This window comes from Thermomicrobiales bacterium (assembly GCA_023954495.1).
GTDB lineage: Bacteria > Chloroflexota > Chloroflexia > Thermomicrobiales > CFX8 > JAMLIA01.
In genome coordinates, this window is the sequence record JAMLIA010000094.1 from 1 (window position 1) to 11,238 (window position 11,238).

The 11,238-nt window shown below is 65.1% G+C and carries 9 protein-coding genes; 6 read left to right on the top strand and 3 right to left on the bottom strand.

The window, feature by feature from the left end:
• Positions 1 to 1,534 (bottom strand): hypothetical protein (locus M9890_13885; protein MCO5178043.1); only part of this gene is annotated, 1,534 nt, incomplete at its 3' end.
• A gap of 113 nt (positions 1,535 to 1,647) precedes the next feature.
• Here M9890_13885 and M9890_13890 point away from each other — a divergent pair.
• From M9890_13890 to M9890_13910, 5 genes are all read left to right on the top strand, one after another.
• Positions 1,648 to 2,466 (top strand): hypothetical protein, encoded by an 819-nt coding sequence (locus M9890_13890; GenBank protein MCO5178044.1) that lies wholly within the window; start codon positions 1,648 to 1,650, stop codon positions 2,464 to 2,466.
• A gap of 40 nt (positions 2,467 to 2,506) precedes the next feature.
• A complete protein-coding gene (locus M9890_13895; protein ID MCO5178045.1) occupies positions 2,507 to 3,679 on the top strand; it encodes an MFS transporter in 1,173 nt (390 codons plus the stop codon).
• On the top strand, positions 3,676 to 4,533 hold the full coding sequence (locus M9890_13900; GenBank protein MCO5178046.1) for a hypothetical protein: 858 nt from the start codon (positions 3,676 to 3,678) through the stop codon (positions 4,531 to 4,533). Before M9890_13895 ends, M9890_13900 begins: the two co-directional genes overlap by 4 nt.
• 27 nt (positions 4,534 to 4,560) lie before the next feature.
• The gene (locus tag M9890_13905; protein MCO5178047.1) at positions 4,561 to 5,682 is read left to right on the top strand and encodes a dipeptide epimerase; all 1,122 of its coding nucleotides are present in this window, start codon (positions 4,561 to 4,563) and stop codon (positions 5,680 to 5,682) included.
• A 102-nt stretch (positions 5,683 to 5,784) separates the two neighbouring features.
• Positions 5,785 to 6,525, top strand: a complete 741-nt coding sequence (locus M9890_13910) for a CBS domain-containing protein (protein MCO5178048.1) — start codon at positions 5,785 to 5,787, stop codon at positions 6,523 to 6,525.
• 4 nt (positions 6,526 to 6,529) lie between these two features.
• On the opposite strand, the gene M9890_13915 is transcribed toward M9890_13910, so the two are convergent.
• Positions 6,530 to 8,269 carry a dynamin family protein gene (locus M9890_13915; protein ID MCO5178049.1) on the bottom strand — a complete coding sequence of 580 codons (1,740 nt, stop codon included), beginning with the start codon at positions 8,267 to 8,269 and terminating at the stop codon, positions 6,530 to 6,532.
• A gap of 154 nt (positions 8,270 to 8,423) precedes the next feature.
• Here M9890_13915 and M9890_13920 point away from each other — a divergent pair, with 154 nt between their 5' ends.
• Positions 8,424 to 9,371 (top strand): hypothetical protein, encoded by a 948-nt coding sequence (locus M9890_13920; protein ID MCO5178050.1) that lies wholly within the window; start codon positions 8,424 to 8,426, stop codon positions 9,369 to 9,371.
• Positions 9,372 to 9,434: 63 nt separating this feature from the next.
• On the opposite strand, the gene M9890_13925 is transcribed toward M9890_13920, so the two are convergent.
• A partial coding sequence (locus M9890_13925; GenBank protein MCO5178051.1) for a S9 family peptidase occupies positions 9,435 to 11,238 on the bottom strand: 1,804 nt, incomplete at its 5' end.

An 11,238-nucleotide genomic window follows, 5' to 3' on the forward strand; every position in this document is an offset into this window, starting at 1 on the left:
AGTCATTCTCCTCGCGTACACCGAGGCGCTCGTTCGGTTCGCTAACCCAGACTTCGGCCAGCAGCTCACCGAAGAACGGCTGACGCTCGGCGTGCGACCCAGTGTCCTCGACCAGCTGCAGCAGATCCGGGATGACATTGGACTGCCAGAACTCCCAGAACGTCTCCAGGTCGGTCGGGACCCGCGCAAGTTCGCGCCAGTCGTCGCCATCGGTAGCCATGACACCGCCGGTCGTGACGACGACGCGGCCGACATCCTCACCGAGCGCGGCAACGAACGGCTGGATGCGTGCTGGCGGCGTGCAGGTCCAGCGCCCCAGCGGCGTGCCGTTGGCCGCCAGGGCATCGGCGACGAAGGTGGCCGGTGAATCGGCCTCGGCCTCGACAAGCTCGATCGCCGCAGGCGGCAAGCCCAGCGCCGTCGCCATCATCTCCGGTCCAGGGAACAGCTCCTGCAGCCAGCGGATCGGCAGATCGAGCGTGTTCTCCTCGGTCATCCGGCGATAGGTAATGCGGATGCGTGCGGGGCGTCGCTGGTGCGCCAGCAGGGCCGGTGTGACGACGTCGGTCAGCCAGCTCAGCCCGGCCTTGAACGCGGACAGCACGACGACCTGCGTGGATTCGTGACCCCTCGCACGAAGCGAATCAGTGAGTCTCGTCGCCAACGCGCGTCGAACATCGGGCGGCTCGCTGACGAAGACGTGCAGCGTGTCGGCGGCGAGGTCGGCGTCCGCAAGCCAGCGGAACGCAGCCTCAAGGCGGTCAACCTCCCACTCGGCTGCCCACTCACGTTCCCAGAGGACGTCGCCCGGCGCGTTCGGCTCCGGACCGTCACCAGCCAGCCAGCGCCTCAGGACGGTAACAGCCTGACCCACGCCGCCGCACTCCGGCGCGGTGATGTGCGGCCAGTCCGCTGCGATGCGGTCAAGCAGTGCGGCAAGCTCGTTTGGCTCACCGGATGCGAGCCAACCGCCATCAGCGGCCGTCAGACGAGCAGATCCGGAATCTGGTCGAATCGTCAACCGTGCACCACCATCGCGGACAAGCGGTAGGGTGACCCCGCCGCTCTCCAGGCCGACCCGTGCAGCGAAGTTCGCAACCCCAGCCGCCAGCGCAGTCGGTATCGTCTGAGGCAGGTCGAAACTGATCCGGCTGGCGTCCGGCAAGAGATCACCATCGAGGTCGAGCAAAGCGCCGCGCGCCGTGAACAGATCGGACAGACAGGCGGACGGCGGTTCGTCTGTAATGGACTGCGATCCCGTGGCGGCCCCTGTGGTTGGGATCACCGGCAGATCATCAAGTCGGGTGACGGTGAGTTGCGGACGAACATCGGCTGCATTCTGGCTATGTTCGGCGCAGACCAGCGGCATCGTCAGCGCATGGGTCGAGACGCCGAGCCAGGCAGCCAGATCGACGAGTGCGGCTGCCAGGTCGCGCGAGACAGTGCCGTCCGGCGCAGGCAGAACGATCAGCCTGTCGATCTCGTCCGGGTAGCCATCTCCGTTGGAATCGACGATCCACTCTCGCACGTCCACGTCTGCCTCCTCGCTGAGCCTTCTGTCCGGCGCGGCGATTGTACGGCCAGTCGTGGCAGAGGCGCGTCTATAATCCGTGTTGAGCGCCGTCGAGAAGGGAGCGCGTCCCGCGTATGAGCAAGCAATTCAATCCGCGTGAACATCTCCGCCAGCTTGAGGACGGCTCGCCGTACCTGGATGTCAAGTGGCGCATTCACTGGCTGCGCAGCGAACATCCGGAGGCTGAGATCGAGACGGAGCTGCTGACGCTGGACGATGAGTACGCCGTCTGCAAGGCAGTCGTCCGCATTCCACAGCGCGGCGCTGCCAGCGGCCACGCGCGGAGCGCTAGTTCGCAAACACCGGCCTACATCGAGACGGCAGAGACACGAGCCATCGGTCGAGCACTCGCGGCCCTCGGCTACGGCACGGAGTTCGTCGAGGCGGACGTGCCGGGAAACCGCGCTGCTGAGCCGGAGCCAGCAACCATCCCGTCCGCGCAGATCGCGCCAGTTCGCACGGACGAACCGGAGGAAGCGTCCGCAGAAGTCAGCGAGCCAACGCAGATGCGCTCGCTGCGCGAATCCGAACCACCACGAGAGCGTTCGCGGCGCGAGCAATCCCCGCGCGAGCAGTCACAGCGCGAACAACAGCGTCCGCGCGCCGTGCCACAGCCCGAGCAGACAGTTGCTCAAATTGCCGAGGATCTGCCGACACCGATGCTGCGCGGCTCTGACCTGCGCGCCCGCGATTCTGCAGCGCGTGGCGACCCGGCTGATGTCTCGTGGACCCGCTTCTGGCAATGGGCCAAGGGTCGCGGCTATCGAGACGCTCAGCATTTGAAGGATCTGCTCGGCATCGACGTGAATGCGCTGACGCCATCCGAAGTGCGTGCGCACGTCGCTCGCTATGAGGAGCAGCACGGTCTCCCGAACGAGCCTGCCGAGGAATGATGGTGACGCGACAGCTGAATACACGTCTCTTGAGCGCGCCATGAACGCACAAGCAACCGTCGCGCGACCTTCGATCCTGACCAGGCCGTTCCTGCTGACCTGCGCAGCAGGGATGCTGCTGTTCGCTTCGTTTCAACTGCTGACGGCCGTCCTCCCGCTGTACGTCAAGGATGATCTGGGAGGGTCTTCGACGGCCGTCGGGCTGATCGTCGGCATCTTCTCGGCGGCGGCACTGCTGCCGCGCCTGTTCATCGGTCGCGAGATCGACCGACGGGGCAGCAAGCCCTTCCTGATCGTTGGGTCAAGCCTGTTCATCGTGGCCTCGACGCTGTATCTGTTCGCTGATAGCGTTGGGCTCGTCCTCGGTGTTCGCGCGGTGCATGGGCTGGGAATGGCCTTCTTTCACACGGCCTCATTCACCTTCATCGCCCAGATAGCGCCGGACTCGCGCCGTGGTGAAGCGATGGGCATCTGGGGACTCGTATCGACCTTCGCGACCGCGATCAGTCCATATTTGGGCCTCGTGCTGCGCGATGCATACGGATTGAACACCGTCTTCGGGCTCGGGATGATCTGCGCGGCTGGAGCAGCTGGGCTGCTATTGCTTGTGCATGAGCCGCGTCGCTCGAACCAGTCTGCCCACGCCAGCGGCGGGTTGTTCGAGCCCGCAGTTATGCCAGCCGCGATCCTGATCCTGCTGTCGAACCTCGTCTATGGCGCGGTCATCGCCTTCATCGTTATCTACGCCGAGGAACGCGACATCCCCAATGCCGGCCTCTACTTCACCGTCTTCGCCATCGCGGTACTGGCATCGCGCGTACTTGGCGGACGGCTGGCGGACCGCATCAGCCGCATGGCCGTCATCATCCCCACCTTCGTCCTCACGATTGTGGCGATGGGCACACTGGCGCTGACGGATTCGCTGGCCCTGCTGCTGCTCACTGGCGTGCTGTTCGGTCTGGCGTTTGGTGCTGGCCAGCCGGCACTGAATGCGTACGCGGTCGATCTGGTCGAGCCACACCGGCGCGGGGCTGGTATGGCGACGTTCACCTCATTCTTCGAGTTCGGCATCGGCGCAGGGTCGATCGGCATGGGCATCGTCGCTGGGTTCACCGGCTACGCGACGATGTTTGCCATCTCAGCGATCTTCCCGGCCATGGCGATCGCCTATGGGGTTACAGCAGGACGGCGTGCCGAGCGAGGGAATCGATGATCGACCACCTGACGCCGGAAGCACTCGGCTTCCATACGACACCCGATGGCTGGCAGCGACAGGTTGGCTCGCGCGCAATCGACTTCCGCGCCGTCCGCACGCGCGACGACTTCGCGCAGTGCGAACGATTGCAGCGCGACGTGTTCGGCGTCAGCGAAACGGACCTGGCCTCGTTCTCGATCATGGTTGTCATCCCGAAGACTGGCGGCGAAGTGATCGGCGCGTTCGATGGAACGCGCATGGTCGGCTACATCCAGGGCTATGGCGGCTGGGTCGAGGGGCGCCCGCTGTTGCTGTCCGACTTGATGGCGGTCGATCCGGCCTGGCGCGGCGGACTGGGCTTCGCGCTCAAATCGCTCCAGGCGGCGCTGGCGGTGCAGGTCGGATTTCGCGAGGCGGCCTGGACGGTCGATCCGCTCCGCGCTGCCAATGCACGACTCAACTTCGAGCGGCTCGGCGCGACCAGTCGCGTCTATGAGGAGAACGTCTACGGCGAGGAGTTCGCCGGCGGACTCTACGGTGGGCTGCCAAGCGATCGACTCTACATTCACTGGGATCTCGACAGCGAGCGCGTCCGCGAGCGGCTGTTCGGCGCATACCGACCGCTGAACGCAGATGCGGCGCAGAACGTGCCGGACTACCCGGCAGACGCATCTCAGACCCGCGTCGCCGTGCCGACCGACATCGACACGCTGCTGGCGCGCGACCCGGACGGCGCGCGCGAATGGCGGTTTGCCGTCCGCCGGCAGCTGGAGACAGCGTTCACTGACGGCTTCAGCATCGTCGGCTTCGCCGGGTCGCGGACTGCAGCGAACGCGTACTATGTGCTGGAGCGCCAGCCAAAGGGCCAGTAATCGGTTACAGGGCGGAGGAGGAGTCCCGTGCGTATCACAGGTGTTGAGCTGATCCCGATCCGACTGCCATTGACCGAGCCGTTCGTAATCTCCTACGGCACGTTTCCCGATGTCGAATCGGTGCTGGTTCGGATTGAGACGGATGACGGCACGATCGGCTGGGGAGAGGGCACGCCCGATCCGCACGTGACCGGCGAGACGTTCGGCGGCGTGCTGGAGGCGCTGGGCATTCTCGCGCCAACGCTCCTCGGCTGCGACCCGCTCAACCGCTCCGCCCTCGTCGCTGGTCTGGATCGTCGCATGGGCGCGAATCCGACCGCCAAGGCGGCAATCGACATCGCCCTGCACGACCTCGTTGGCAAGGCAACCGGCATGCCAGTCTGGGCATTGCTTGGTGGCCGCGCGAAAGACCACCTCACGATCTCGCGTGTCGTCAGCATGAAGAGCCCCGATGCGATGGCAGCCGACGCGACGGCACATGTTGCCGCCGGATTCAGCACGGTGAAGCTCAAAATCGGCGACGCCAACGATGTGCCGACCGACATCCGCCGGGTCGCGGCGGTGCGCGAGGCGCTCGGGCCGGACATCGCGATCAAGATCGACGTCAACCAGGGCTGGCGCACGCCGGGCGTCGCTATTGCTGGTGCGCGCGGTGTCGCCGAGTACCTGCCGGCCTACGTCGAGCAGCCAGTGGACTGGCGAGATCTGGAGGGGTTGGCCGAAGTCCGCCGCATGGCCGGTGTGCCGATCATGGCCGACGAGGCGATTCACGATGCGCGCGACGCACTCCGCGCCGCGTCGCTGCGCGCCTGCGATCTGATCAACATCAAGCTGATGAAGACGGGCGGGTTGCTCCCGGCACTCACGCTGAACGCCATCGCCGAGACCGCTGGGTACGGATGCCAGGTCGGCACGATGGTCGAGTCATCGATTGCATCGGCGGCTGGTCTGCACCTTGCGCTGGCTCTGGCGAACGTCCGCACTGTCGAGATGGGCGGGCCGCTGATGCTGGCGGAGGACATCGGCAACCTGCGCGACGGCTACGCCGGTGAGCAGGTGCGTGTGCTGGAGGGACCGGGGTTGGGTATCGAGCCGGACGAGCGCACAATCGAGCGCTACGCCGGTGAGCGCGTCTGGATCACGGCCTGACATTAATCGTATGAAGGGGAGCAGATGAATCAGGGACAGGCAAAGGCAAAGGGTAAATCGCGACGCGGGTCACTCTGGAGCAAGCAACAGCAGTCGCGACCCATGGACCACAACCTCGACCTGTCCATCTATCTCGACGAGCTGGCCGACATCCGCGAGGCGTCAGCGACGAATCTGGCGGGCGCTGGCGAGCAGGCGCTCAAAGCGCTCGACCGCTTCCTGGCCAATCTTGCTCGCAGCCTGGGCATGAATAACGACCGGGCCGGTCTGGGCGATTCGATTAACTACCTGGAGCACTCTCCGATAGCCGATGCGCGGGAGATCGCGGCGCAGGCCGATCGGTATCGCGACACACGTAACGCGCTAGCCCACAACCCCGATGTCATGCTACGTCCCGAGGCCGCAAGTCGCATCATCGACGGCGTTGAGGGCATCATCCGTCTGGCAGCGTCCGGCATCGGGGATATCGCCCACCGCACGGTCGTGACAGCCAAGCTGGATGAATCGCTGACCGACGCGCGCGACCGCATGCTGGCACGCCACTACGATCAGCTGGTTGTCGTCGACAAGCACGGCAAGCTCGTCGATCTCCTGACGGACCGGGACATCGTGATCGCCGAGGCGCGCGACGACATTGACGGAGCCAGCCCGACAGTCGGCGAGACGATTGAGCAGCGCGGCTACGTCGCCGCCGGCATTCTCTCCCGACGCAGCGCGGCCAGCGAGGCGATCGACCTGCTGCGCGACGAACGCATCGGCGCAATCGTCATTACGGAAAACGGCAAGGTCGGTGAAGCACCGCTGGGCATCATCACCCGCGGCGACGTGCTGAACGCCTCGTAGGCGACTAGTTGCTGACCGCCGAGCGCAGCGCGCGCATCTCGGTCATGACTTCGCTGATGTCGGTACTGACCCCATCAAGGCGGGTGCGCTCCGAACCGACGAAGCGGGTGTAGGGCGCGATCGCGTCGCGGATACGTCGCAGCGACCGACCCAGCTCGGCCTCGAATCCGTCACTCAGCACATCCGAGAGCTGCTGTTCCAGTTCGGCCGAGCGCCGGCGCAGATCATTGCGGGCGGCACGCTTGCGGGCCGGCAGGATGAAGAGACCCAGCCCCGCGACCGTCGCCGCCGCCAGAATGCCGGTCACGTCGGCCGCCGCAGTCGTCGCCATCGCGACGACGATGGCACCGAGCGACACCGCGCCGGCCTGCACCACGGCGGTCTGCGCCAGCGCCGAGCGCACGTTCGTCGCCAGTAGCGTCGCTTCCGAGTGCTGGTCGTAGCGGTTGACGACCGACTCAGCCTGCCGGGCGACCTGCGTAATCAGCGTCTGGCGGTCAGAAGCAAAGCGGCTGCCGACCTCGCCGACCATGTCGTCGCGGTAGCGCTCCAGCGCCCGGCGATCCAGCGTCTCCCGCACCGTCTCCCAGGCGCGAAAGTCCTGCTGCACCATCCAGTCGATGAGCTCGGTAATCGTGTCGTCGATCTGCCGTTCGGTATCAGCAACGACATCGCGCTGGAAGGCAACCTTCGTATTCTCGGACCGAACGAGGTCGAAGACGCGACCGATGCGGATGTACTCATCGAAGAAGCGATCGGCGCGCTCATTCAGGCGGTGGACGATGTTCTCGACGCGGGTGACGTAGGCGCCGAACTCACGGCGCATCTCCTGTTCGTAGTCCTTCAGCACCGCCTCAATGCGATCGATTGTCTGCGCGTCCTGCGCCAGCAGCGCCAGCCGATCCTCGACGACTGTCGTATAGCGCCCGAGCAGTCGTTCGGCCACGCCGAGCGGGTTGAGCAGCTTCAGTCGGACGCGCTCGTCCTGGTCGAGCGTGTTCATGATGTAGTCGCGCAGCGGCTCGAAGCGGCCAGCCGGGTCGCCGCGCTCAGCGAGCTTGGCCGAGATCGGGAAGATGAGTGGCTCGATGCCCAGCAAGCGCTGCGCGTTTTCGCTGATGAAGCGCACGACCTCGTCAATCTGCTGATCGCCTTCCAGCACATCAACCTTGTTCAGAACGAAGACGATCTTCTTGCCCCAGTTACGGATCTCCTCCAGGAACTCGCGCTCGGATTCGGAGAACGGTCGGTCGGCCGAGGTGACGAACAGCACCAGATCGGACCGCGGGACGAAACGCTGCGAAATCGCCTCGTGCTCGCGGATGATGGCGTTCGTTCCGGGCGTGTCGACGACATTGATCTCGCGCAGAACCGGCGCGGGGTGGTGATGGATGACGACGCCATCGCTCAGGATATCCTCCTGGCCAGCGTCCCCATAGACCAGCAGGTGAATCATCGCCGTCGTCGGCGTGACCCCCTCGGGCATGATCGGCTCGCCGACGAGCGCGTTGACAAACGCCGACTTGCCGGAGTTGAACTCGCCAACGACAACGAGCAGGAACAGCGTTTCCAGCTGCTGGCGCGCCTGACGCAGCAGGCGCAACTCGTCGTCAACACCGTCGGACGACGGGAAGACGCGCGCCACCCCTTCGACCCGCGACAGCAACGCGACCGCGCGGTCGCGCAACTCCTCCTCGTTTGTCGACAGCACTGCTCCAGGTGCCGGTCGGTGGTCATCAGCCACGACTACCCCCTCGTCTGGCCAGCCCGCATCTATTACGCATCTCGCACCAAATAGATTCCATTGGCACGCATACTGCAGGACCTTTTGTTGATGTTAAACGTAATCCAGAATGTACGGCGCTATTCCCGCGCATCCACAGGATCTGGAGGCTCTCATGCGACATCGACTCGGCGCGATGGACTTCATCTTTCTCGCACTGATGATGCTTGGAATTGCCGCCGCTGTCTACCACGCCTGGCACGGGCGCTACGCCAACGCGCTGATGGCATCCGGCGCGGCAATCCTCGGGACCGTCGTCCTCCTGACCGACCAATCGACGCGGACACCGCAGTCGCCGTTCCGCCTGCCTCGCTGGCGACCGTGGCGGGCCAGCGATGACGACGCACGCCGAGGGCCGTCAGGTCGCTGGCTAAGCAACAGCATTCTCGCCGGGTTCGCTGCGACGACGATCATGTCGTTCGCACTGATCATCGCCTACATCGTCGTCGGCTTCATCGGCAGCGAGAATGGCAACACCCTCAGCCACTGGTTCTGGTCGCTGAAGAACAACGACCTGACCGACGGCATCTACGATATCCCGATCGCCGCATTCAGCATCAATCTGATCGCCGGCCTGATCTGGGCATTGATCTATGCGCGCTTCGTCGAGCCGACGCTCAGGGGTGCCGGCTGGTGGCGAGGGATGGTCTTCTCGATCGGCCCGTGGCTGCTCTCGCTCATCGCCTTCTTCCCGCTGGTTGGTGCGGGATTCCTCGGATTGAGCCTGGACGCCGGGCCACTACCCGCGATCGGCAATCTGGTGCTGCATCTGCTCTATGGCGCAGCCCTCGGTGGCATCTACGCGCTGTCGGACCTCAGCGCCGTGGACGAAGGACTGAACGCCCACGAGGCGCAGGTCGAGAACGACGGCATCGCCTTCGGGCTGGTCGCGGGGTTCGCCTCCGGCATCGTCATCGGCGCGATTGTCAGCGCAATCATGTCCGACAACCTGGATACGGCCTTCAACGTCATGCTGGTGGGTGCCGCGTTCGGCAGCTTCATCGGCGGGATGGCTGGGCCGTTCCTGTCGATGGGTCGCGACATGCATCACGATGCGCAATAGCCGGGAGTGAATGGTGGGCGGCGTCTGCTTTGACGCCGCCCATGTTCGTGGATTCGATATGCCCTACAGGTGCGTGTCAAACCAGTCGAGCGTCCGCTGCCAACAGTCGCGGCGGTGCTCGGCGTGGCCGCCGCGGCGGAAGCCGTGCGACGCACCCGGGTAGCGGGCGAACTCCGTCTCGCAACCGGCCTTGGTCAGCGCGACGAACATCTGCTCGCCCTGCCCGATCGGGCAGCGCTCATCCGCTTCGCCGTGGATGATGAGAGTCGGCGTCGTTGCCCGATGCGCGAAGGTCGATGGCGAGTGCGCCGCGTACCACTCGGTCGAAACGTGCGGCTGGCCGCCCCACTGCAGTTCGCCGAAGACGTGGCTGATGTCGCTGGTGCCGTACATCGACTCCAGATCGAAGCACGGCGCGCCGCAGACCGCCGCCTTGAAGCGCTGCGTCTGGCCAATCGTCCAGGCGGTCATGTAGCCGCCATAGGAGTAGCCGGTGACGCCGGTACGCTCGGCATCGGCGTACGGGCGCTTCAGCACTTCATCAATCACGCCCATCAGATCCTGGAAATCCTCGCCGCCCCAGTCCTCGGTCACCATCTGGGTGAACGTGCGGCCGTATGAGCTGGAGCCGCGCGGGTTGCTGTAGACGACCAGGTATCCGGCAGTCGCCAGCACCTGATGGTTCGGTGACAGCGAATAGCCGTAGTGCCCGTTCGGTCCGCCGTGGATGTCCAGTACGACCGGATACTTCTTCGATTCATCGAAGTCAAACGGCTTGAGCAGCCAGGCCTCGATCGTCTGCCCGCCGCGTTCGACGTCAATGCGCTCCCAGAGCGCCGCCGGGTGCTCGGCCAGCACGTCGACGTTCGGGTCGACGATGATCGACTGCTCGCCGGACTGCATGTCGTAGACCGCAACTTGACCGGCGGCGTCCATCGCGTTACGCGTTTGCACGACGTAGCGATGAGCCGCATCGGTGCTCATGCCGCTGTGCTGCGCCTGCCACCAGACGACCCGCTCAACCGCACCACGCTCACTGTCGGCAACGTAGAGGCCGCTGCCACCGGCGCGCACGGCGTGGAACAGCACCTGCCGATCATCGAGCCAGACGGGCTGTGCCGGTGCGCCCTCCCAGGCACCGACCGGCAGACACTCGAGGTCGTCGGTAAGACGAGTCGTCTGGCCGCTCGCAACATCGTAGACGAACAGATCGGTTTGCCAGGTCATATCCGTATCGCCGCTGTAGAGAATGCGCTGACCATCCGGCGACCACGACCAGGTCGAGATGTTGCCATCCTCCGGTGTGATGTGCTCGACCGCGCCGGACTCCACGTCGATCAGCGCGAGCCGAGAGTGCATGCCATTCATCATTGACAGAGCCACGGCCAGCTGCTTGCCGTCCGGCGACCACTGCGGGCCGCCATGGTCGTTTGGCGTCGTCGTCAGGCGCTTGCGCTCGCCGCTCGCAACATCGACAACGAAAATCTGGTTGCGCTTGTCGCCAAGATACCCTCGACCATCCTGCTTGTAATCAATCCGTCGCGTCACGCGCACCGGCGGCGCGGCGTCAGCCTCCGGGGTGGCCTCATCGACATTGTCAGGGTCGACGACCGTCACGTAGGCGATCTGCGAGCCATCCGGCGACCAGGACAGGCTGGAGATGCCCTGCGCATGCCGCGTCAGCTCGCGCGCCTCGCCGCCGGACATCGACATCACGAACAGCCCGGATTTGGACACCCGGTCGGAAACGAACGCAATCTGCGTCCCATCCGGCGACCAGCGCGCACCGCTGTTCCGCTCGCCGGTCTGCGTCAGTTGGCGCGCGTTACCGCCATCGCGGTCGCAGGTCCACAGTTGTGCCAGCGAG

Coding starts and splice junctions, on each gene's coding strand:
- M9890_13900 (MCO5178046.1), top strand. CDS start 3,676: ATGATCGACCACCTGACGCCGGAAGCACTCGGCTTCCATACGACACCC.
- M9890_13910 (MCO5178048.1), top strand. CDS start 5,785: ATGGACCACAACCTCGACCTGTCCATCTATCTCGACGAGCTGGCCGAC.
- M9890_13895 (MCO5178045.1), top strand. CDS start 2,507: ATGAACGCACAAGCAACCGTCGCGCGACCTTCGATCCTGACCAGGCCG.
- M9890_13920 (MCO5178050.1), top strand. CDS start 8,424: ATGCGACATCGACTCGGCGCGATGGACTTCATCTTTCTCGCACTGATG.
- M9890_13890 (MCO5178044.1), top strand. CDS start 1,648: ATGAGCAAGCAATTCAATCCGCGTGAACATCTCCGCCAGCTTGAGGAC.